23 protein-coding genes and 2 pseudogenes are annotated in these 22654 nt (G+C 60.5%); 19 read left to right on the top strand and 6 right to left on the bottom strand.

All coding sequences use genetic code 11. The annotated features are described in order from the left end of the window. Positions 1-36 precede the first annotated feature (36 nt). Positions 37-1083 (bottom strand): LuxR family transcriptional regulator, encoded by a 1047-nt coding sequence (locus C7443_RS07300; RefSeq protein ID WP_170123542.1) that lies wholly within the window; start codon positions 1081-1083, stop codon positions 37-39. An 81-nt stretch (positions 1084-1164) separates the two neighbouring features. Between C7443_RS07300 and C7443_RS07295 the strand changes: the two are divergent. The 3 genes and pseudogenes from C7443_RS07295 to repC all read left to right on the top strand — a co-directional run bounded on the left by C7443_RS07295 (position 1165) and on the right by repC (position 3140). Then, positions 1165-1351 (top strand): annotated as a pseudogene (locus tag C7443_RS07295) (DNA-binding protein). Positions 1352-1402: 51 nt separating this feature from the next. After that, positions 1403-2281, top strand: coding sequence for a helicase RepA family protein (locus tag C7443_RS07290; RefSeq protein ID WP_110017924.1), 879 nt, complete (start codon positions 1403-1405; stop codon positions 2279-2281). Further along, positions 2253-3140 (top strand): replication protein C, IncQ-type, encoded by an 888-nt coding sequence (gene repC / locus C7443_RS07285; RefSeq protein ID WP_211346175.1) that lies wholly within the window; start codon positions 2253-2255, stop codon positions 3138-3140. The genes C7443_RS07290 and repC overlap by 29 nt, the downstream gene beginning before the upstream one ends. A gap of 332 nt (positions 3141-3472) precedes the next feature. Here the strand turns inward: repC and C7443_RS07280 are convergent, their stop codons facing one another. From C7443_RS07280 to C7443_RS07270, 3 genes are all read right to left on the bottom strand, one after another. Next, positions 3473-5272: an ATP-dependent helicase gene (locus C7443_RS07280; RefSeq protein WP_110017923.1), complete on the bottom strand. Its 1800-nt coding sequence runs from the start codon at positions 5270-5272 to the stop codon at positions 3473-3475. Next, positions 5247-7046 (bottom strand): ATP-dependent nuclease, encoded by a 1800-nt coding sequence (locus C7443_RS07275; protein WP_110017922.1) that lies wholly within the window; start codon positions 7044-7046, stop codon positions 5247-5249. The genes C7443_RS07280 and C7443_RS07275 overlap by 26 nt, the downstream gene beginning before the upstream one ends. A 296-nt stretch (positions 7047-7342) precedes the next feature. Then, positions 7343-7993 (bottom strand): hypothetical protein, encoded by a 651-nt coding sequence (locus C7443_RS07270; RefSeq protein ID WP_211346164.1) that lies wholly within the window; start codon positions 7991-7993, stop codon positions 7343-7345. A gap of 123 nt (positions 7994-8116) precedes the next feature. Here C7443_RS07270 and C7443_RS07265 point away from each other — a divergent pair, with 123 nt between their 5' ends. The 16 genes and pseudogenes from C7443_RS07265 (at position 8117) to C7443_RS07195 (ending at position 21830) form a co-directional block, all read left to right on the top strand. Then, positions 8117-8350: a hypothetical protein gene (locus C7443_RS07265; protein ID WP_110017920.1), complete on the top strand. Its 234-nt coding sequence runs from the start codon at positions 8117-8119 to the stop codon at positions 8348-8350. Next, a complete protein-coding gene (locus tag C7443_RS07260) occupies positions 8347-8745 on the top strand; it encodes a TraK family protein (protein ID WP_170123533.1) in 399 nt (132 codons plus the stop codon). The genes C7443_RS07265 and C7443_RS07260 overlap by 4 nt, the downstream gene beginning before the upstream one ends. A gap of 319 nt (positions 8746-9064) precedes the next feature. After that, positions 9065-9433: a conjugal transfer transcriptional regulator TraJ gene (gene traJ / locus C7443_RS07255; RefSeq protein WP_110017919.1), complete on the top strand. Its 369-nt coding sequence runs from the start codon at positions 9065-9067 to the stop codon at positions 9431-9433. A 34-nt stretch (positions 9434-9467) separates the two neighbouring features. Continuing rightward, positions 9468-10235 (top strand): P-type conjugative transfer protein TrbJ, encoded by a 768-nt coding sequence (trbJ, locus tag C7443_RS07250; protein WP_110017918.1) that lies wholly within the window; start codon positions 9468-9470, stop codon positions 10233-10235. 1 nt (position 10236) lies between these two features. After that, positions 10237-10395 (top strand): hypothetical protein, encoded by a 159-nt coding sequence (locus C7443_RS20090; RefSeq protein WP_170123532.1) that lies wholly within the window; start codon positions 10237-10239, stop codon positions 10393-10395. Further along, positions 10367-11959, top strand: coding sequence for a P-type conjugative transfer protein TrbL (gene trbL, locus C7443_RS07245; RefSeq protein ID WP_342774215.1), 1593 nt, complete (start codon positions 10367-10369; stop codon positions 11957-11959). The genes C7443_RS20090 and trbL overlap by 29 nt, the downstream gene beginning before the upstream one ends. A 2-nt stretch (positions 11960-11961) precedes the next feature. Continuing rightward, the gene (locus C7443_RS07240; RefSeq protein WP_246004584.1) at positions 11962-12240 is read left to right on the top strand and encodes a hypothetical protein; all 279 of its coding nucleotides are present in this window, start codon (positions 11962-11964) and stop codon (positions 12238-12240) included. A gap of 107 nt (positions 12241-12347) precedes the next feature. Then, positions 12348-12590 carry a hypothetical protein gene (locus C7443_RS07235; protein WP_146213254.1) on the top strand — a complete coding sequence of 81 codons (243 nt, stop codon included), beginning with the start codon at positions 12348-12350 and terminating at the stop codon, positions 12588-12590. A 52-nt stretch (positions 12591-12642) separates the two neighbouring features. Beyond that, positions 12643-14442, top strand: coding sequence for a TraI/MobA(P) family conjugative relaxase (traI, locus tag C7443_RS07230; protein ID WP_110017915.1), 1800 nt, complete (start codon positions 12643-12645; stop codon positions 14440-14442). Between the two features lie 531 nt (positions 14443-14973). Next, positions 14974-15258 (top strand): helix-turn-helix domain-containing protein, encoded by a 285-nt coding sequence (locus C7443_RS07225; RefSeq protein WP_110017914.1) that lies wholly within the window; start codon positions 14974-14976, stop codon positions 15256-15258. Positions 15259-15321: 63 nt separating this feature from the next. After that, positions 15322-18321, top strand: a complete 3000-nt coding sequence (locus C7443_RS07220) for an HsdM family class I SAM-dependent methyltransferase (protein ID WP_110018040.1) — start codon at positions 15322-15324, stop codon at positions 18319-18321. Then, the gene (locus tag C7443_RS07215) at positions 18318-19034 is read left to right on the top strand and encodes a hypothetical protein (RefSeq protein ID WP_246004583.1); all 717 of its coding nucleotides are present in this window, start codon (positions 18318-18320) and stop codon (positions 19032-19034) included. The genes C7443_RS07220 and C7443_RS07215 overlap by 4 nt, the downstream gene beginning before the upstream one ends. Positions 19035-19163: 129 nt before the next feature. Beyond that, positions 19164-19382 carry a hypothetical protein gene (locus tag C7443_RS07210; RefSeq protein ID WP_146213253.1) on the top strand — a complete coding sequence of 73 codons (219 nt, stop codon included), beginning with the start codon at positions 19164-19166 and terminating at the stop codon, positions 19380-19382. A 327-nt stretch (positions 19383-19709) separates the two neighbouring features. Then, positions 19710-20965 (top strand): annotated as a pseudogene (locus C7443_RS07205) (tyrosine-type recombinase/integrase). A 60-nt stretch (positions 20966-21025) separates the two neighbouring features. Next, complete coding sequence (locus C7443_RS07200) at positions 21026-21301, top strand: hypothetical protein (RefSeq protein ID WP_110017912.1); 276 nt, start codon at positions 21026-21028, stop codon at positions 21299-21301. 4 nt (positions 21302-21305) lie between these two features. Beyond that, positions 21306-21830 (top strand): helix-turn-helix transcriptional regulator, encoded by a 525-nt coding sequence (locus C7443_RS07195; protein ID WP_110017911.1) that lies wholly within the window; start codon positions 21306-21308, stop codon positions 21828-21830. Between the two features lie 15 nt (positions 21831-21845). Here the strand turns inward: C7443_RS07195 and C7443_RS07190 are convergent, their stop codons facing one another. Then, entirely contained in the window at positions 21846-22202 is a 357-nt protein-coding gene (locus C7443_RS07190; RefSeq protein ID WP_110017910.1) for a helix-turn-helix transcriptional regulator, read from the bottom strand. A 223-nt stretch (positions 22203-22425) separates the two neighbouring features. Further along, positions 22426-22635 (bottom strand): KTSC domain-containing protein, encoded by a 210-nt coding sequence (locus C7443_RS07185; RefSeq protein WP_110017909.1) that lies wholly within the window; start codon positions 22633-22635, stop codon positions 22426-22428. Positions 22636-22654: the final 19 nt, after the last annotated feature.

Raw genomic sequence — 22654 nt, 5'->3', positions numbered from 1 at the left:
TTCAAATGTTGGCGATTATGGTTGACAAGATGGGCATCAAAAAACGAAATGCCTATTGGGTTTCCTCAGGTCGAATACTTCGGAAATCGATGCCAGTGCTTTAGATACCGCTTGGCGAGTCAGCGGTTTTTGCCCATGGCCTTGCAACTTGCTTGCGATCACTGATTGGTTGAACCCGGAATGTAGAAGAACCAGCATTTTTTTCTTGGTGTCCGACAGCTTTTTGTCCACCATCAACCTGGCCAGATTGCGCAGGGCGGCTTTGTCTGCCGGCTGCACTCCCTTGTGCAGCAAATAGCGGTAGTAATAGCTATCTACCAGCGGATCTCCCGACGCCGCTGCCTGTGGTGAGGATGGCCTGGCGCATTGGCGACTGAGCCTCGCCACCTCGACTTCAAACTGGCTGAGCGACCGCTTCGCTTGTCTGTATACAGGGTTCCACTCGCCATTCGGGAGTTTGGGGCGATGCCTGTTGCAATACTGATGACTGAGTTCAAGCTTCTTGCGGTTTTCAAGCTCCACATCATTGACCTTCTCTTCGGCGATGTTGGCCATGAAGGCTGAAAACTCCGAAAGATTTCCGCAGAAATCGCAAAAGCCGTGTTTGCGTTCTGCATTGAGACTGACGCCCCTGACGGCGGTCGAGGTTTTTGGACGCTTTCGGCCGCAGTCACTAACCAAGTCGATTAATGATTCGAACGCGGCAACAAAGCGTTGATCTCTGGCTGTTTGCTTGTCTTCGGTTTTGATGAACTGGCGTAACAACTGCCGTTGCACACGAACCATCGCATCAAACCCGACCAGCCGAATGATTGCGCTGAAGCCGATTCCTGTTCCCGCGCCGGGGACGTAACCAGAATAACGTGCCGGTAGAGTTGCCAAGTACGCGCTCACGGCGGGGTCGACCACTTCGTGGATCAGTCGCCAGATGGGGTAGCGTCTCGAGGATATGGAGTATGGCTTCCAGCGTTCGCGAAAGTCTCTGATGGCCTGAGAAACGCCAGGAGCACATCCTTGCCAGATGGCAATGTAGTAAGGGCCAAGGCGTTTTTGCGCGTCTTCTTCACTTTCCATGTCAACCATTATCGACAACAAATAGGCTCCCATCAAGCATGGCGCTGCGTAACCTTCGTTGCAATTCAGTTGATAACGGAGGTTTACGCAATGACGATAGAAGACACGCTGTTGCAACGCTTCGGCCCGCTGCTGAGCATGGCTCAGCTCGCCACTGTCCTGGATCGTTCGCCTGATGGATTGAGGATGCAGCTTGCATGCGACGAACCAATGGACGCGGCGGATCAACAAGGCCCGTTTGAAGATCGGCCGGCGGGTCTACTTCCGAACCTCGTAGATCGCCGACGTTTTGAGCGACGAATCCCTGTACGAAACGGGGAACTGAGGAATGGCGATTGATGTACTGGCGGCGTTCGAGCAAGAGCCGCCGGTCCTGGATTTCATATGGCCCGGCTTCCTTGCAGGGACTGTCGGCGCGCTCGTCGCTCCAGGAGCCACGGGTAAGAGCTTCTGGGCGTTGGAAGCGGCTATGAGCATCGCGTGCAGTGTCGCTGGCGGCGACCTCGTGGGTCTTGCCCCCGCACACGCCGGGCGCGTGGTCTATCTAGCCGGGGAAGATCCAGCGCCTGCGCTTGTGCGGCGCATTCACGCCATAGGCCAGCATCTTGGGCACACAGCCCGCCAAGCGATTGCGGAGAACCTCGCGCTTGAGTCGATCATGGGCAAGCGCCTGAACATCATGGACGATGCGCACTTGCGCCGCGTCGTTGAGTACAGCGCCGGGGCGCGGCTGATCGTGCTGGACACCCTAAGCCGCATTCACGCCCTCGATGAGAACAGCAACGGAAACATGGCTCAGCTCGTGGCCGTGCTGGAGCACGTTGCAGCCACCACGGGCGCATCCGTGCTCTACCTGCACCATGTCAGCAAGGGAAGCGCCCGCGAAGGTCAGACCGACCAGCAGCAGGCCGCGCGTGGCGCGTCCGCACTGATCGACAACGCCAGGTGGTGTGGCTACGTCGCCCGCATGACCGAGGACGAGGCAAAGCGCCTTAGCGACCGCACCCATGACCGGCAGCCCATCGGCAACGAACGTCGCAGCTACTTCGTGCGTTTCGGCGTCAGCAAGCAGAACTACGACGCTACGCAACTTGATTGCTGGTACTTGCGGCACGCGGGCGGTGTTCTGGTGCCGGTGGACCTGCATGAGGTCAGCCGGGCCGAAGAAAACGGACGTGATGGCCGGAGGCGCGGCGATGGCTTTTGACCTCACCCATGCCAGGCACGACCCAATGCACTGCTTGGTCCCCGGCTTGTTCCGCAGTCTCAAGCGCGGTGAACGGAAGAAGCTCAAGCTCGATGTGACGTATCACTACGCCGAGAATGAACAAGCGCGGTTCGTCGGCTTCGAGCCGCTTGGCGCTGATGACATGCGGCTGCTGCAAGGTCTTGTGGCTCTTGGAGGGCCAAAGGGCATCATCCTGACGCCAGAGCCAACAGCCGACTTGCCGAAACAACTGCGTCTATTCCTTGAGCCGAAATTCGAGGCGGTTGGGCTGGACGCACTTGTCGTGCGAGAGAGCATGACAAGCCTGCTAGCCGAAATCGGCTTGACCGATGGCGGTGACAATATCAGGGCGATCAAGGCGAGTTTGCTGCGCATGGCAAACGTGACGGTGGTAGTCACCAAGGGGAGTAGGCAAAGGTCTTTTCACCTGATGAGCTACGCCTTCGACGAGGAGGACGGACGGCTCTTCGTCGCGCTGAATCCCCAGATTGCAGAGGCGATTCTTGGGCGGCGCCCCTATACCCGCATCGAGATGGCAGAGGTTCGGGCGCTACAGACCGACCCGGCCCGCCTTATTCACCAACGGCTATGCGGCTGGATCGATCCGGGCAAAGCCGGGCGCGTGGAACTGGATACTCTTTCCGGTTACGTCTGGCCGGACGAGGCGAACGCCGAGGCCATGAAGAAGCGCCGCCAGAAGGCCCGCAAGGCTCTGGCCGAGCTTGCCGCCGTGGGCTGGAAGGTCTGCGAGTATGCGGCAGGGAAGTGGGAAATTGGCAGGCCGAAGCCCGTAGTAACGTTTCCCAAGCTCCGTAGCAACGTTCCCCTTCACCCGTAGCAACGTTCCCCACCTCCAACCGGAAAACACAGCAACGGCGCGGGCTTGCGGTGGGTTCTCAAATTCCATCCATGATCTTCCAAGATCATCCACTAGGCGCGGCACTTGCCGCCGCCCCGTAGGGCGACGCCAAGCCCTTGCCTCGGCCTTCGGCCGTTGGGTTGTACGCCAGAAGGGTTGTTGCCTCCGGCCGCAACATGCCACAACATCAACGCCATAAGACTTTTAGGACTGAAAGCAAGCGGCTAGGAGCGGACCTCAGTGAAGGGCCGCTTTCGATAGGACCATCCGATGCACCAGCATCGCTTTGCGATGCTTCCTGCGGTGTAGAGCTACGGCAGCAGACCATCCAAGAACTGCGACGGCCCTTCGCGCCATGTTCTGCCGAAGCGGCCCTGCCTGAAACCGCTGTACATCAGGTGAACCTTGTCGCGCGCTCTCGTGATGCCGACGTAGAACAAGCGACGCGCTTCCTCCATCCTCTCCGGAGTGTTGTCAGCCCAATTCGGCGAGGGGAACTCGCCCTGGTCCAGACCCAGAATGATGGCGACGTCGTACTCCGTGCCCTTCGCGGAGTGGAGCGTAAGCAGATTGAGCTGTTCGGGCGCGCCGTCACGCCGACCGAGCTGAGCCTTTGTCGTGCCGATAAGTACACCGCCCTTCTCGAGTGCCTTGTGCATGCCGTCCACGTGCGCGCTCTGGTCGGCAAGCTCTGTTCTGTCGCTAATCAACTCGTCGAGCAGTTCGGCGCGCAGAGCCGTGACAAAATCCAGCGCTGCGCCATCGCCTCGGTGGTCCCACAGAAAACGTGTGAGCCGCGCCGCAGCGTCACGCGCCGCCTTGTCCGACAACCCGCCATGCAACGAAATCCATCTGCCTTGCAAATCGTGCAGCGGTGGTGACGAAACCTTCCAGCCTCCTGCACACCAGATGGCGCAATCTTCCACCCAGCTCGTGAGTGGCACCTTGCGGTAAGGTGCGGCGTTGTCGATGCGCACGAACGGGTACTTGGCCTTGACGGCTTCGATTGCCGCCGCGTCGCCCACATTGCGGTTCCGGTAGAGCACTGCGATGTCACCGAGCTGCCGTCCCTTCTTGGCAGCCAGTGCTGCGGGGACTAGTGTCTGTATGGCGTACTCAGCCTGGTGCTGCAAGCCCTTGTCGCACTTGTGCGCATGGACAGAGGCTTGCCTTTCGGGTTCCGAAGACTCGTAGCCCCTGTCTTTTCCCAAGGCCCGCTGAGCGACCTCGATGATGCCCGTGCCGCTTCTGTAGTTGATTTTCAGTGGAATAGTCTCGATGTCATTCGCCTTAGAAAGCTCTTCCAGCAGCTCGCTGTTTGCTCCCGTGAAACCATATACGGACTGGTCCACATCGCCTACCGCAATGAGACGCACGCCTCCTTCGAAGGTAAGCCGGCGCACGATGCGGTCCAGCGCAACGCCCAGGTCTTGATACTCGTCCACGGCCAGCACTGGAAACTTCGCTCGAATGACTTTCAAGACCCAGTCGTGTTCGTTCACGAGCCGCTGGCCGTAGTGCACGATGTCCTCGAAGTCGATAAGCCCCCGCTTGCGCAACTCCTGCTCATACGCCTCGGCCAGGCCAGTCATCTCCTCGTTTTTCGACCATGCCTTACTGTCGCGGTCCAGGTTCACGCGGCGATGGCGGTCGACCTCAAATTTGCTCACCGGTTGGCCGATGCCCCGGAGCTTGTCCGCCACAGCCCGGTAGATGCTCGCAGCCTCGGATTCCGTGGCGACCTTCAGTGGGTACGGCAGCTTTAGGCCGGCCAACTGTGCAAAGGGCAACAGCAGATGCAGCAGGCAGAACGAGTGAACGGTGCCGACGAACAGCCGCGGCGACTGCTCAAGTCCAAGTTGCCGAAGGCGCCGAATGAGCTCACGCGCCGCTTCGTTGCTGAAAGTGATGCAGGCGACGCCTCTAGGCGACCGCACGTCTTCCGCCATGACACGCGCCAGCTTTGTGACGAGCGTCTTGGTCTTGCCGCTGCCCGGACCGGCCAGCATGCAGCAGTTCCCGGTGGACTCGTAAGCTGCCCACTGTCCGGGGTTGCCCCGCAGCTGCTGCGCAGCTTCCAGGTACTTAGGGCTCGATTGGGGAGAAGCCATTCTTCACGAAAGTCAGTGCGTTCTTGATGTACCCAGGGCAGACCGCAGCGGTGGCCGACCCGGCCAGCGCCTGCGCGAAACGTCCTTTGCTAACCTCACCGACCCAGCCCAAGAGCTTGTCCTCATCCAGCGTCGTCGGGTTGTCAATCCAGCCTTTCATCATGACTTTGCGCTGGGCGCCCCACGTTTTCGCGTGCTTCTGCAGGATGGGCTCCATCGCAGGGCCCATTCCGGCCTGGAACAGCTCGACCTCTAATGTCTTGTCGTTGACGAAAATGCCATTCAACTCGCCATCTTTCCAGATGTCGTCGAACTTCTCGTACTGGTCGATGTCTTCTTGATCCATCCACAGGGCCAAGATGTCGCGGACTCTGAAAAAGGCAAGTGGTGCTCCTCCGTCGTCCTGGGGATCCAGGTCTGTCAAGATGACAAAGGGGATGCCCAAGGCGTCCGGTCCCACCAGCTTCACGTAGGGCAGGAAGTTTGCGCTTGCCACGGAGCATACCGTGACCCCAAGTGCGTCAAGGTCGATGCCGAGCGAGGCTGCAAACTCGGGGATGAGGAATCGCTCGGCGTCGCCTTCGACGAATATGATGCCGCGCGCGAAAAAGAGCTCGCCACGGGTGACGTCGATATACCGCTGTAGGTCGTCCTCATCGTCAGGCAGCAGGTCCACCTCGGCAGCGGACGTAATCGAAGTCGCCCCACCTTCAGCGTCCTCACGCAGCAGGATGATGGAGCGCAGGGGCGCGACGCTCGCGATGTGCGGCGAATGAGTCGTCAAGATAGTGGTGATGTTTTCTTGTGCATCGTCCTTTTCACCCAGGTAGTGCCTGTACACCAGCCGCTGAACGTGCGGATGCAGGTGCGCCTCAGGCTCCTCGATTGCTAGAAACGAGTGACTACGCTCGCCTGCCTCGACTGCTCGTTCGAGCTCCAGCCCTTTGAGGGTCAAGAAGAGCAGGTTCGCCGTTCCCAGACTTGCGTCGCCAATGCCGCGGGCGCCCCCGTCGATTAGAAGCCGCAAGCTCCGCAGCAGTACGTCCACATTGGTCGGGGTCGCGCCTAGCGTCAAGGACACGGCGTGTTCCGCGCCGACCATTTCCACAAGCCGGTCGTACACCTTGTCTGCGGCAGCAGAGACCTCAGGACGCTGCGCGAGGGTGCTTTGGGCATCGCTGACAAGCTGCTGGAGTTCCTCGCGGGTCTTCTCATCCAGACTAGAAGTCAACTCCTCGATGATGGGCCGAAGAGGTGAACGCCTCCAGTTCAGCAGGTCGCTTTCAGCATCACGCAACGCAAACAGGTAATCCATCGGCAGCTCGCGCCTGCGGGTAGCCGTAAAAATGTTGTCTTCGTTGGTGCCGCCGAACACTAGAAATTCGTAGTCCGCCAAGGTTTGCGGCGCCGTGCCCTCGAGCGCCGCTTTGGGGCGATACAAGTAGGTCAGCCGAGCAACAACTGGGGGCTCGGTGTCTACCAGGCTGCCGCCCAGGACGGTGAGCAGGTTATTGTTGTCCTCGAAGTCTGTGAACTCAACGACCACTTTGACGGTAGCACCTAGCTTCGCATCGCCTAAGCCGTCCCAAAAGTGCTCGAGGCCCAGTTGCCGGTCACGGTCAGGGAGCATAGGGTCGAGCACTAGGCGCAAAGCCCTGAGCAGGTTGCTCTTGCCTGCCTTGTTCTCGCCGACAATCACCAGGCTGTCGTCCGTGGCGAAGTCGACGTTCTCGAAGTTAGCGTAGTTCTCGACCGCGATTCGACTAATTCGCATTTTCCCCTCTCCTGCTCAACTTGTATTTACTAACATTATTGCCGCTTCGAAGCACCTCCTCCGGCTGCGGCTGACCTCAACCGTTGGGCGTCCGCTGCCGAGGAGTCCAATGGGACCCTTCGAAGGACCGCAACGGGTCGATTCGAGCCGATCAAGTTCATGGGATTCCGCTGTCAACTGACGATTATTGGGCATATGGATTTCGCCGTTCCGTCCCTCATCAGTCAATAGGGCGCCGTTTTAGCGGCTGAAATTATTTCTTCCTTGGCGTTCTTCTTCCTTGGCGTTCAACTGATCTAGCCGAGTTTCGTTTCCAGCACATCCCAACGCTGATCGGCGGGAACGCCGGCAAGGGGATTGCTGGCGATGGCCGCGAGGTTGGCCCGCACGTCATCGAGGACCGCAATCCGGCGCAATGCCGCCTGCACATTTTCGTCATCGACGCAGCGCCGGACGCAGCGACACGTTCCTGCGCCACCCAATCCGAGCAGATCATGATGCAGCCGATGCAGGGCTACTGCCTTCGCCAAGTGTTGCAGGGTGAGGGGGGCACCGTAGCTCTCGGCCAAGAGCAAATCGGCCTCGAACTCGGCAAGGGCAACATCAAAGGATTGCCAAGCGTTCAAATCGTCGGCAACGACCACGCGCGATTCTTCCAAGGTGCCCCACATTGCCCGCCATAGGTTGGCCGGTCCATCCTGGTGGAGCTGGGGCGCGTCGGGGAACAGCTCCGACAGCGACGCCAAAGCGCGGGTGGACAACGGCTGCTTGCCACTGAAAACAGGCCGCCATTTCTTTGACTCCTGAGTGTTCGAGGTCCCCTGCATCAATCCATCGTAGCGACCGGCAAACCCATAAACCGAGGTTTCCCCGATACGGTCGCGCAGCATGTGCACCAGCGCCTTGCTGCGTGTGATTTCTCGTTGACGTTCCGCTGTTGTCTTCATCGCTTGCTAGGGCATGTTGTCCGGGTAAAAAATTCTTCTCTGATTTACCTGTCATTCCGCATTAGCACAGCGAAAAATTCACCTCAGTAAGCACTATTTATATCCAGTTGAGGTGAAACTGAAGTGAGTTCGACACTCCGCTTCTTGCTGCAAAAATACGGCCCGACGCTAACCCTTGATGAGTTGGCCGAGGCCCTGAAGCGCAAACCTGGTGGCGTTCGAGCAGCTTTGTCGATGCGCTCCGAGGCGTGGGCCATTGAGCTGAACAACCGCAAGGTCTACGTCGGCCGCCGTGTTCATTTTCCCGCTGAAGCTGTTGCTGATCTCTTGGTTGGCGAGAAGAGGCCGGGCGAATGAGTACGTTCCTCGAAGAGCTGGCAAAGTGGGCAACGGGAGCGAGCCAGACCACCAAACCAAGGCGCAAGGAAACCTTGGCGGCTTTCCTGGCTGTGCGCGAGGACGTGAAGGAGGCCATTGCTGCCGGCTATGCCCTCAAGACCATTTGGGAGCACATGCACGAAACCGGCCGGGTGTCGTTCCGCTACGAGACCTTCCTTCGGCATGTTCGGCGGCACATCACGAATGCGCCGTCAGAGCGTCCCAAGTTGCCCGGCCCAGTGAAGTCGGAGGTACAGGCCAGGGGAATCGACGAGTCCAAATCGAAGGAGATTCCTGAACCGAAGAAGAGTGGGGTCCCGTCGGTGGGGCGATTCAACTTCGATCCGACGCCCAATAAAGAGGAACTGCTGTGATTGCCGCGCTCACTCGCTGCAACCGCGTGTCTGTTGCGCTGCTGATGCGCTACCGGAACGCCTCAACTGCACCGCTTTCTGCCGTTTCCTGCCGTTACTGCCGTGTTGGCGCTCTGTTGCATTTCGATAGCGCGCGCGCTGCGAAAGAATTGCTGTTTCATCCGCGTGAAAGTGGCCTCTGAAGTGCGGGCAGGATGTGTGAAGTAGGCCCACCCGCAAGCGGGCGTTCCTTCTTCACTGTCCCTTATTCGCGCCGTAGGCGCTCAACGGGAATCCTGCCCTGCGGGGCCGGTGGCTGCTGCCGCGAGTGGGGTACGCCATGAGCGAAACGCTACCCACGCGCAAGGACTGCTCGCCACTCAAAGTGTATTGCCGCCCTGACGAACGCGAGCGCATCGAGGCCAATGCCAGGGATGCCGGCATGAGCGTCGCCCGTTTCCTGCGCGAGGTGGGCCAGGGCTACCGCGTGCGGGGCATCGTGGACTTCGAGCAAGTCCGCGAGCTGGCGCGGATCAATGGCGATCTTGGCCGCCTGGGCGGCCTCCTGAAGCTGTGGCTCACCGATGACGTGCGCACCGCCAGGTTTGGCGAGGCGACCGTTCGGGCGCTGCTGGAGCGCATCGAAACAACCCAAGACCAGATGGCCGGAGTTATGCGGGCAATCGTTCGCCCCAAGGCCGAGGACTGAATTTTTTAGCCGCTAAAACCGAAAGGAGATCGACATGAAAAGGACCAACGTAGCCGCGATCGTCGCCCTGATGCTTACCCTTGCCGGCGGCGCTTCCATGCCGGCGCACGCGGGTATTCCCGTTATCGACGCGGGGAACCTGACGCAAAACATCATGACGGCAATCGAAGAGGTTGCCCAAACCGCCAAGCAGATCGAGCAGTACCAGACCCAATTGCAGCAGTACGAAAACATGCTGCAAAACACGGCCGCGCCGGCGGCCTACATCTGGGATCAGGCGCAGTCGACCATCAACGGCCTGATGAATGCGACGAACACCCTGAACTACTACAGGAACCAGCTCGGCAGCATCGACGCCTACCTGGGCAAGTTCCAGGACGTCGCCTACTACAAGTCGTCGCCGTGCTTCTCGGCCACCGGCTGCACGGCCGCCGAGTGGGCGGCCATGAAGCAAAACCAGGCGCTGGCCTCGGAGTCGCAGAAGAAGGCCAATGACGCGCTGTTCAAGGGGCTGAATCAGCAGCAAGACAACCTGCAAGCGGACGCGGCGACGCTGCAACGCTTGCAGTCGTCGGCACAAGGCGCGAGCGGCCAAATGCAGGCTCTCGGCTATGCCAACCAGCTCGCCAGCAACCAGGCGAACCAGCTCCTGCAGATTCGTGCCCTGTTGATCGCGCAGCAAAACGCGGTCGCCTCCAAGATGCAGGCCGACGCTGACCGTCAGGCTCGGCAGCAGGCGGCTGGACAAGCGATGTTCGACATGGGCGCTCCCACCAACCGTAGCAAAGCCAAGGGGTACTGACATGAAAAACATGATTCGTGTCGCTGCCCTGGTCGCTCTGATGTCCGCCCTGGTCGCCGGCTGCGGGAAATCCGAGGACGAGGCGCAAAACAAGAGAACGCCGGAACAGCAGCAGCAGGCGAACAAGCTCTATGACATGGGCGGGCCGACCGATCGCTAGAAGAGCAAGGGGTACTGACCATGAGATCCTCTTTGCTGCGTTTGTTGGTCATGCTGTCGGTGTTGCTGATGTCTCAAACAGCGTCGGCGGCAATAGAAGCGGCGTGCTCGATACGGTTGCGGATCGCTTCCTGACGGAGAGCGCGACGTGGGGCACGACAATCACCGGCTATGCATCCTGGCTGTTCTGGACCTTGGTTCTCATTTCGATGGTCTGGACATTCGGCATGATGGCCTTGCGCAAGGCCGACATCGGCGAGTTCTTTGCCGAGCTGGTGCGCTTCACGATCTTCACTGGCTTCTTCTGGTGGCTGCTTGAGAATGGCCCGCACTTCGCAATGGACATCATCAACTCGTTGCGCGACATCGGGGCCGCTGCCGGCGCCACGAGGACGCTGACACCGTCTGCGCCGATAGACATAGCCTTTGACATCATTGGCAAGGCGGCCGACAACTACAGCGTTCTGAGCCCGATCGACAATCTGGCGATCTTCTTCACGACCCTTGCCATTTTGGCGTGCATGGGCGTCGTCGCCGCGAATGTGCTGCTGGCACTCGTTACCGCGTGGGTGATGGCCTATGCCGGCATCTTCGTATTGGGCTTTGGCGGCTCGCGCTGGACTTCCGATATCGCCATCAACTACTTCCGGGCAGTCGCCGGCATCGCGTTCAAGCTGATGACGATGACGTTGCTGATTGGCGTTGCCGTGTCGGTGATGGACGGTTTCTATACCGGCCTGCAACAGGGGACACCGATGCGCGAGCTGTTGGTGATCTTTGTCGTGTCGCTTGTCCTGGTCGTTCTCATTCACTCGATCCCCAACGTCATCGCAGGGTTGATTCCTGGTGGCGGTCATGCGGCCAGCTCCGGCAGTTCGTTCAGTGCGGGTGCTATCGCCGGCGCTGCGGTTGGCGCTGGCGCCGCTATTGCTTCCGGTGGCGCGGCACTGGCCGCCGCTGGCGCGTCGGCGGCAGGTGGCGCTCAGGCCCTGATGGCAGCGGTACGGGCCGGCCAGGCGAATGTCTCTGCCGGCACTGATGGCGTATCAAGCCTTATGAGCGCAATGCGCGGCGCGGGTAGCGAAGCCGCTGGGTCATTCTCGGACGCGGCCGGCTTTTCGGGTGGCGGCGGCGACAGCGGCACCGGCAACACCCCCTTCGCTCAGGCGGCCGGTTTTGGTAGCAGCGCAACCGAGTCCGGCCCCAGCGCCGGGGGCGGCTCAAAGGGGAGCAGTGCCAAAGTGGCGAAATCTGGCAGTGGGCAACCGTCGAGCGGTGAAGGCAAATCGGGCGGCCTCCTGGCCTCTACCGCGGCCGCCGGTAAGGTGGCCGTCGAAGCGGGGTCGATCTTGGCCCAGCAAGCGGCAAGCAGCATGGTGGACGCCGCCAAGGACCGGATTGGGCAGACAGCCGGTGGCCGGCTTGCCGCAGCGATTAAGGCAAGCCAAATGGCCGGTGAATCCGCGATGCCGGCCTTTGAGGGCAACAGTCTGGCAGCGGGTTCCACCGATGCCCAATCCGAAGTAGCTGCGTTCGCCAACCGCGATAGTGGGAAGGAGGTGTGACGATGACGACCGAGCGTGCGCGCGATTTCTTTGCCTGCCTGGATGAACAGGACACCGGGGCCGACCAGGCGCAAGCGGTGCGGTTTGAGCCGGTCGGGGATCAAGCGACCGAGTTAGATGCAGCGGCGGAGGTCGCAGCATTCATTGAGCGGCCCGACACTGTTGTCGAGGCGTCCCCAACCATCGCCGGCTGCACGCGCAATTCCGAATGCTGCGGCAGCCGCACGAGGGCTACGCCGTTTTCAGACGCGGCGGGCTTCTACGAAGGCGGCCGATTTTAAGGCGCATCGGCCGGCGTTGCAGGCCGGCCGACACTTCCACATCCCACCTGCTAGAGAGGTGAATTATGGCAACCATAGATGCTACCCAAACCATGCTGAGCGCGGACATGATTCGCGAACGTATGACCGACTACGCCGCCGTGCTGAACGATGTTGTGAGCGTTCTGTACGCTCCAAGGCAGCGCTTGTCATCCGCTGATCGCCGCGCGATCACCAGGTTGCTCGATGCCATGATGGACGTGAACACCATGGTGCTTTATCACTTCAACTGCCGGCGTCTCCCAACCGAGAATCTGGTAGAGCTTCATTCGAAGGTTGCCCGCCTCGCGCCCCAAATTCGAAGGGCTTGAACCCCCGGCGGCCAGCGAGCCGCCCAATCAATTTTAGCGGCTAAAAAGAACCTTGATCGCCAAGCACGTTCCCATGCGCTCGCTCGGCAAGAGTGACTTCGCCGGCCTGGCGAACTACATCTCCGACGCGCAGAGCAAAGACCATCGGTTGGGACAGGTGTTGCTCACGAACTGTTCGGCCGCGACCCTGCCAGCGGCAATCGAGGAAGTGCTTGCAACCCAGCACATCAACACGCGAGCGAAGAGCGACAAGACCTATCACCTGATCGTCAGCTTTCGCGCCGGAGAGCAGCCCAGCGCCGATACGCTTAAAGCCATCGAGGAACGCATCAGTGCCGGCCTGGGTTACGGCGAGCATCAGCGCATCAGCGCCGTGCATCACGACACCGACAACCTGCACGTCCACATCGCCATCAACAAGATTCACCCGACCCGCCACACCGTCCACGAACCCTATTACCCTCATCGGACGCTGGCCGAGCTGTGCGAAGTCCTGGAACGCGACTACAACCTGGCGCGAGACAACCACATCCCGAATCAGCGAGGGGCGGCGGCCAGGGCGGCCGACATGGAGCGACATGCCGGCGTGGAAAGCCTGGTCGGCTGGATTAAGCGCGAGTGCCTGGAAGAAATCCGGGGGGCGACGAGCTGGGCCGAGTTGCACCAGGTCATGCGGGACAACGGCCTGGAGTTGCGCGCCCGCGGCAATGGGCTGGTCATCGAGGCCGGCGACGGCACCACGGTCAAGGCCAGCACCTTGGCCCGTGACCTGTCCAAGTCGGCGCTCGAAGCGCGGCTAGGCGGCTTCGAGGCCGCACCCGAGCGCCGGGAGGCGCAGGTGAAGCGCAGTTACCGGAAAGATCCCGTCCGCCTACGAATCGACACGACCGAGCTTTACGCCAGGTACAAGGACGAACAGAAGATCTTGACGGCGGCCAGGGCCGAGGCGCTGGCCAAGGCCAAACGGCAGAAAGATCGAGCAATCGAGAACGCCAAGAAGAAGGCGGCCGCGAAACGGACGGCAATCAAGCTGACCGATGGCCGGTTAACCAAGAAGCTGCTGTATGCCCAGGCTCGTGCCTCGCTGGTGGCCGACCTGGATGCGATCCGCAAGCAACACGACCAAGAGCGCGCCAAGCACTACCAAGGTTTTCAGCGGCAACCATGGGCCGACTGGCTGAAGCACCAGGCTACCCAAGGCAACGCCAAGGCGCTGGCCGCCTTGCGCGCCAGAGACGCAGCCCAGGGCCTCAAGGGCAACACCATCGAGGGGCAGGGCCAGCCGCGACCGGGAGACGCGCCCGCTATCGACAACATCACCAAGAAGGGCACGATTATTTATCGCGCAGGCCGGTCGGCTGTCAGGGACGATGGCGACCGCCTGCAAGTCTCCCGCGAGGCTGACTGCGACGGGATGCGGGCCGCGCTGCGCATGGCGATAGAGAAGTACGGCGAGCGCATCACTGTCAGCGGCTCGCCTGAGTTCAAGGCTCAAATCATCCGGGTGGCTGCCGATGCCCAGCTTCAGATTACCTTCACCGATCCAGGCCTGGAGCGCCGCCGCCGGGCGCTGATACAGCAAGCCGACCAGGCCAGCACCAGGCCCGTCGCTATTCGCTCTGGCGTCCCTCCTGTAGGCCGGGAACCTCCGCCGCATCGCCGTCATGGCCTGCGGACTCTCGGCCAGCTCGACGTGCTGGGCATCGAGGGTGTCGAGACGAAGTGGCCGCCGCAAACTACTACGCCAAAGCAGACCGTGGCTGTCAGCGAGCAGGAGCGCCGGCGGGCGAAGTTGCAGTTGGAGATGGAAGCCAAGAGGGCGAAGCATCGAGACAGGGGGAAGTCTCGATGACGAAATCATCGGCAAGGCATGTTGTACGCTACAACATACAACACGCTACACGGACCACGCCTTTTTTAGCCGCTAAAAAATGCTGAAGACTGAGGGATCTGCCTGCCGGCTTTTGAGCCTCTCCGAATTGGATGCGTTGCGCCTGGACATGCTAGAGGCATCTAAGTGGATGCGTGCTGAATTGCGCTGCCGACGCGCTATGGAAGGGCAGGGTGGTGGCGATGCGAAGCGCCCGAAACCACTTGTTGGTGTCGTGCATCTGGACAAATGTAGGTGACTTGATTCGTGAGGGCTGACCTGCCGCCGCCTCAGTTGGGATTGTCGGTGCCCGCAGCTTGGAAAGGCGCTGTGCGCCCCTCATCAGTCAAAACTGCCCCTCAAGAGTCAAACGGCACCGACCCGTCCAGCCCCACCGGCTCCCTCCACTTGAGCGACCGGATCGACAAGTACCGGAGATCTGCTTGATCATACGGATACACATAGATTTATGTGATATTCTACATGGAATCATGTGTTTCATGCTTAGAACGCATGTCTTACACGGATTTCCTGGCGGAACTTCAAAAGATCGGCTTGAGCGTGCGTGCGTTTGCCGAGCTGGTGGGCATGAATCCCAACTCCCTCTCTAATTACGCCCGCCTCGGCGAACTGCCCACGCATATCGCGCTGATCGCTGTATTGATGGTGGGACTGGCAGAAAGAGGCGGGGATTACCGCCAGCTTATGTCGAAGGTGACGATCACGCCCAAGAAGCCGCGCGGCAGAGGCAAGCCCGGGCGTTTTGGGGGCGATCCACAACAGTCCATGGATTTTTGATGCGCATGAAGCGCCCTTGCCAGAACATTTGCGCGATATCCTTGAAGGTGCCCCGTGGTTGACATGGCCGCGTCGTTGGTGCGCTACGGTGCTGATCCAGCCGCGCTTCATCGGTTGGATGGGGACGCGCCCGCACTGCTGCCCTACGCAACGCTGCTGGCGGCACGACGTTCTCAGGGTTCCGTGCTGGGCGCTGTGGATGCGGTCTACGAGTGGCAAGGTGCACCCTTACTGTTCCTCGTGGCTGAGGATGCCCTGCAAAACACACAGCAGTTGCACCAAATTCGCCGTTTGCTCGCCATGCGGGGTGATGCCCCTTATCTCGGCGTGGTCGCTCCTGGGCGCTTGGATGTCTATCGCATTGCACTCGACCGGAAGTCACCGCAACAAGCCTTGGTGGACATGGGCGACCACGCGCCCGACACAACCTTGGCCAGGCTGGGCAACACGCGTCCAGATGCGGCAAGCGGCCGGCGAGGCTGGATTTCCAATGTCGTATTGAATCTGCTGACCCGTTCGATCACCCGGTTGATCGAACTGGAGAGCGTGACGCATGAAGATGCCATTTCGCTGGTGGGACGGGCTCTTTTTACGCGCTTCCTGGCCGACCGGAATTTGCTGCCCAAGCGCATGGGCGCGGCTCAGACGCCTGCGGACCTCTTCGATCATCGCGAAGCGGCGCAGGCGACTTCGCAATGGCTTGATACCACTTTCAACGGCGACCTCCTGCCGCTTTCAGCAGGAGTCTTCGATGCACTACCCAGCACTGCCTATACAGTGCTTGGTGACATCCTGCGACGCGCGCCCGACAGTCAGTTGTTCCTGGGTTGGGAGGAAAAGTGGGATCACCTGGACTTCTCGCACATCCCGGTGGGCGTGCTGAGCCAAGCCTACGAGTTGTATCTGCGCGAGCATGCGCCGAGCCGCCAGAAGCGTGAAGGCGGCTTCTATACTCCACGCCCTATTGCGGACCTGATGGTGCGCGCATCCTTCCGTGCATTGGAGCGCAATGGCATCGTGCGCGACGCCAAGGTACTCGACCCGGCCGCCGGCGCCGGTGTCTTTCTCCTGACGGCGTTTCGCGAACTGGTGGCCGGGCGTTGGCGAGCCGATGGCAAACGGCCCGATACCCAGGCGCTTCGGTCGATCCTCTACCACCAGGTGACGGGCTTGGACGTAAACGAAGCTGCGTTGCGATTCGCGGCGTTGGGCCTGTACCTCATGTCGATCGAGCTCGATCCTAACCCTCGGCCAGTGGACAAACTCCGCTTTGAGAATCTGCGTGGGAAGGTCCTGCACAAGCTCGCCCCCGAAGGGACCGTGGAAGGTGGCGAACTTGGCAGCCTGGGCCCGCTGGCCGGTCCGGAGCACACCGGGCGATACGACCTGGTGATCGGCAATCCGCCTTGGTCCAGCGCCACTGGCCTGCGCGACTGGCATTTGGTACGTGCCGCCGTGTCCCGCATCGCGGCCAACAGGGGAGGCACTCATGGCGAGCCTCCACTGCCCAACGAAGTGCTGGATCTACCGTTCGTTTGGCGGGCAATGGAGTGGGCTAAGCCAGGCGCCCAGATTGCCTTCGCGCTGCATGCGCGACTGCTGTTCCAGCAGGGCGATGGCATGGCCGAGGCACGCCAGGCCTTGTTCGGCGCGCTGGACGTCACCTCTGTCATCAATGGCACAGCTTTGCGGCAGACCAAGGTCTGGCCCGAGATATCGGCTCCGTTTTGCCTCCTGTTCGCGACCAATGACGTGCCGGGTGCCAGTGCCGGTTTTCGTCTCATCAGCCCCCACCTGGAGGAATCACTGAACGCCGCGGGCGTCATGCGCATCGATGCATTGAATGCCGAAACGGTATCCCACGCACGGTTGGGCGAGACGCCGGATCTGCTCAAGATCCTGTTTCGCGGAACCCGGGCCGATCTGTCGATCGTCGAGCGCATCCGGGCACAGGGACACCCCACGCTCGAGAACTATTGGCGCGAGCGCATCGGCGTGACCAAGCGCGGTTATTTGCTGGGGAGCGGCAATGGATATCAGCGCCTACGCAAAAGCAGTGAAGTTCGTCCCTCCCGCAGCGACAGCTTGTCCGGCGTGGATGCCCGCCGCCTTATCGGAGTGCCAGAAATTGATGCGGGGACGTTTACGCCGATAGTCGTGGTTGGGAACGGATTGCCGACTTTTGCACAAGAGCGGGTACATCGTGTCAGGGCATTCGACATCTTTGCTGGCCCGCTGGTCATCGTGCATCAGTTCCCGCCCGCAGCCACCGGGCGGATCGGCGTAGCAATTTCCGAAACCGACGTGGTCTTCAACGAAACCTTCTACGGCTATAGCCCGGCGACGCATGGCGACGCCCAGGGGCTCGTGCGCTATCTCGCCTTGATCATCGGCAGCCAGCTCGCGGTTTGGTTGGCGCTCGTGACCAGCGGAAAATTCGGCTTCGAGCGCGAGGTCATCGAGAAAGCGACCCTGGATCGCATCCCCATCCCCGACTTCGACGCGCTCATGCCTCATCAGCGCACCGAAATAGTTCACCTGTTCGAACGACTGAGCAAGGGCCACGCATCCTGGGAGGACGTCGATACCTGGGTAGCGCGACTGTACGGACTGGGCACGAGCGACCTTCAGGTGATTGCCGATACTCTGACGTTCAACTTGCCATTTGCCCATAACAAGCACCACGCTCAAGAACCGCCTATCCCGGAGGACAAGGCGCGATTCTGCGGCGTTCTGGCCGATGAATTAGTGCCCTGGTGCCAGCGTTTCGGCACCCGTCTGACCGTTGCGCCGATGCCTGAGCTGGCCGGCTCCCCCTGGGCGGGCATCACCCTGCGAACGGGCGACACACCACACGCCATTGCCCCGAACGATTGGAACGGGCTGCTGCGCGCCGCCGACGAAACCGCTAGCGCCGAAGTGTTGGTACGTCTAGACGGCGCCGGGATGCTGATCGGTCGGCTTGCCCAACGGCGCTACTGGAGCGATACGCAGGCCCGCCTGCTCGCGCAACACATCGTCTGGGCTCACTTGGACGTGCTCAAAGGATCGGCCCACGCATGACTGCGCACGCGCCTGCCATTACGCCTCGGCCCGACCAGGTCGATGCACTCACACGCGGCCTGCGCTTGCCGCTGCCCGCCGTGGAATCCACGCATCTGGAAATCATCGCGGAAAGCCTTTCGCGTGCCTTCCATGACGTCCAGACCAGTCACCCCGCGCAAGTCGCCTCGGGAAGCGAAGCAGAAGTCACTGCACTGCTTGAGGCCCGCTTGAACGCAATGTGCGAACAGGACCCGCTGTGGCGGCAGTTGGTGCTTTGCGCCGTCCGGGGCAAGGAAAGTGTGAGCTTCAATGGATCGCACATCGAGAAGCGGCCTGACCTCTCCCTCTACCTGTCGAGTCGGGCTCGCAACTTTCCCTTGATCGTTGAGGCTAAGATCCTCGACACCGCTACCGCCAAGACAATTGTCCTGTACTGCGACAAAGGCCTGCGCCGGTTTTTGGTGGGCGAGTATGCATGGGCTACGCAGGAGGCATTCATGGTGGCCTACGTGCGGGACGGATCGTCTATCGCTGGGCGATTGACGCCCTTGCTGACCCACGATATGGCCCAGCCCACACCGAACTATGCGGTGCAGACGCTGCCAGAGGCCATCACAGCGACAGGCGATCTGGCTTTATCGCGCCATGCCAGAGGTTTTACTTACATCCATCAGGCTCCTCCCTTGCACAGCCCAGGCGTCATGACGATCTGGCATCTGTGGTTGCAATGATGCGCATGATCCCGTGTCAGACCAATAGCCTTTTTGCCCGTCCAGCTGCAGAGCGCCTCCATGATTGAGGCACACGGGCGAGTCTCCGGCACGCTATCCGACGCTGAGGCCGAATTTGTTGATTGATCGATGGCTTCGCAAACATCATGGCCGACGGCATGGATGGTGGCTTCAACTGGGCGAAGCCTGGACGACGATACCCTCACCACCAAAGCAGGCAGGCTGACCAGCATCGCCAAGTCTGACGATACTGACTCAACCCCTCCTTTGGTGTTTGATGGTATTTTTCATGGCATCAACAATGAGTACATTTCCATTATATTGATTTTCCATGAGTTTTTATTTTAAAAGACAATAGAGTGGGAATTGACGTCCTTCGGGGACTATCGCCAGCTATCGAAAAATCGCCGTAACGTATTGATATAGAAAGAAATACGTCGCGGCAGTTATCGGTGGCTATCGCCGGCCAGCAGAAAAAGTTGGCGGTAGAGCTGACGGTAAAAATCGAGGCCGGATTGAGACACTCTCGTTCACTATTCAGGCTTTTACCGTCTTTGACGGTAAAAGCCTTCTCAGGAAAGCTTGTTTTATGCGGCTTTCCGGGCATCAGCAGGTCTCCAGGTCCTTGACGGTAAAACCTGACGGTAAAGCCGTCACAAGCCGGAGGAAACCTCGATGCTTACTGACGCTGCACTACGAAATATGAAGCCTAAGTCCAAGATTTATAAGGCTTCTGACCGAGACGGAATGTACGTGACGGTATCGCCTGGCGGCACTGTCACCTTCCGCTACGACCACCGCCTCAACGGCCGCCGCGAGACGCTGACCCTCGGGCGCTACGGCCCCGGCGGCATCTCACTGGCGATGGCGCGCGAACTGCTCCTGGACGCGCGCAAAGCCGTGCTCAAGGGCACTTCGCCTGCGCTCGAAAAGCAGCGCGAGAAGCGCCGGGTGGTCGCCATCAAGACCTTCGGCACGGCGATGGACACCTGGCTGGCCAACGCAAGGTTGGCCGATAGCACGCGCGCCATGCGCAAGCACATCATCGACCGGGACATCCTGCCGGTCTTCAAGAATCGTCTGCTGACCGAGATCCAGGCCGAAGACTTGCGGGCCTTGTGCAACAAGGTCAAGGAACGCGGGGCGCCCGCCACCGCGGTCCAGATTCGGGACATCGTGAAGCAGGTCTATATCTACGCCATCGCCCACGGCGAAAAGGTGGACAACCCCGCCAACAGCGTGGGCGCGGCGTCGATCGCCCCTTCGTCCCGAAGGACCGCGCCTTGTCGCCGCTGGAAATCCGACTGTTTGTGCAACAGATGGAATCGGTGGCGACCTATCCGACCATCAAGCTGGCGCTGCGTTTGATCCTGCTGACCCTGGTGCGAAAGAGCGAACTGATCCAGGCTACTTGGGATGAGGTCGATTTTGAGAGCAAGACCTGGACGATCCCGAAGCAGCGGATGAAGGGGCGCAACCCGCACGTGGTCTATCTGTCGCGCCAGGCGCTCGACATCTTCGTGACGCTGCACGCCTGCGCGGCTGGCTCAAGGTTCGTCTTTCCCTCTCGTTACGACGCCGAGCGGTTCATGTCCAATGCGACCTTGAATCGGGTTACACAGCTTATCGCGGAGGCGGCAAAGACCAAGGGGCTGCCGTTGCAACCGTTCACCGTCCACGACCTGCGCCGTACCGGCTCGGCGCTGTTGAATGAAATCGGCTTCAACCGCGACTGGATCGAGAAGTGCCTGGCGCACGAGGACGGACGTTCCTCGCGCTCGGTCTACAACAAGGCCGAGTACGCCGAGCAGCGACGCCACATGCTGCAAGAGTGGGCCAACTTGGTCGATGCCTGGGGCGGCGGGCAGACCTACGTGCCAAAGCTGTTGCCGAAGAACGTGGTCGTGCCTGCATTGAGTGCGATGGCCTGAAACGGCGGTCAGGTTGTCAATTGACAACCTGACCGATCATCCCCATACTGGAGGTCACTGATGGCTCGTTCCTCTCATCCGAAGAAAGAGGTTGAGGAAGCTCTCAGGCACGCCGAAGGGCAGGGCTGGCGCATCGAAGTCGGAGGCAGCCACGCCTGGGGGCGGATCTACTGCCCGTACAACGACGAGGAATGCCGTTGCGGCGAGTTCTGCATCACCAGCGTGTGGAGCACGCCGAAGAATCCTGGCAACCACGCGCGAGCCTTGCGGCGCGTCGTGGACAACTGCACCACGCATCGCAAACAGCGCGAGGCTGACGACGATGCCACGGAGTAGCGCGATGGAATACACCTTCACCTTGAAGTACCAGCTCGCCGACGACGACCGCGACCCGGATGCGCTGGTCGAACGCTTGGGCGAAGCCGGCTGCGACGATGCGCTGGTTGGCATCGGCCAGCCGGGATGGCTGGCGCTGGAGTTCACCCGCGAAGCGGCCGATGCCGGCACGGCCGTGCGTAGTGCGCTGGTGGACGTGCGCCGCGCCGCGCCGTCAGCCAAGCTGATCGAGATGGCGCCGGATTTGGTCGGGCTGACCGACGTAGCCGAGATCGTCGGCGTGTCGCGGCAGAACATGCGCAAGTTGATGCTGGCCCATCCGGGCAGCTTTCCAGCGCCAGTGCATGAAGGCAGTGCGTCGATCTGGCACTTGGCAGATGTGCTGACCTGGTTGCAGGCCAAGGGAAGCTACTCGCTGGCCAAGGACGTGCTGGACGTGGCGCGGGTGGCCTTGCAGGTCAACGTGGCGAAGGAGGGTCAGCGGCTGCCGCGCTCGGCGTCCAAGGAACTGCGAGCCTTGGTTGGATGAAGGCGTTGTCCGGTTTCATCCCTCACTCGAACCCGCCCGAACAGGGCGGGTTTTTCGTAGGTGGACGTCCGGCTTCGAGACGCCACGACGAGGGGCTTGCTTGCGCACCTCGATCCACGCTTCCACTTCGGCCAAGTCCCAAACGACGCAGCGCGCCGTCAGGTTGAAGCGACGCGGGAACTCGCCGCGGCGCTCCATTTCGTAGATCGTCGTTTCAGCCAAGGGGATGATCTGCCGCAGTTCCTGGCGGCGGATGGTGCGTCGGAAGGGAAGGGGGCTCTTTGGAAACTGCGGTAGCGCCTCGTAGGCTTCCGTCCCTGGCAAGGGAAGCGCATTGGGTGTGTTTGATTGCTGTTCCACCTCGGACTCCATGAGTACGCTGCATGGAGACATGGTGAGGTTCAGTACCTATCGGGACAACTTGCTGTGGCGTAGTGGAGCGAATGACAGGGCGCAGAGAGCTACGCCAAGAACTTTGCTGTCACCCGCCGCGTAGGAGGAGCAATGCCGAAGCATGCCGCGATCGGCATTCGAGAAGTCCGATTGTCATGGGCGCAACAATTCAAGCGGTGATTCTCACCGCTGGCCCCGTCAATCACAGCTTCACAAATGAGTATCGCTTCTTGATGTTGGCATGAAGATACTTCCCCTTGGAATCTGCGTTCATGATTCCGTCGTGCTCGCTAGAAGGCACACCGGAATACTGGTAGACCGATCCGTCATTGAACTCGATCTCAAGTATCTGATTGTCCTCATCGTAGCCGATGGAAGCGATGTTGCTTGAGCTGACTGGGGTACGTTCCATGATCGTCTCTCCTGATCCA

The organism is Plasticicumulans acidivorans (assembly GCF_003182095.1).
In the GTDB taxonomy this organism is placed as follows: domain Bacteria; phylum Pseudomonadota; class Gammaproteobacteria; order Competibacterales; family Competibacteraceae; genus Plasticicumulans; species Plasticicumulans acidivorans.
The sequence above is the reverse complement of the archived record's forward strand: the minus strand, read 5'-3'. Positions and strand labels throughout refer to the sequence as shown.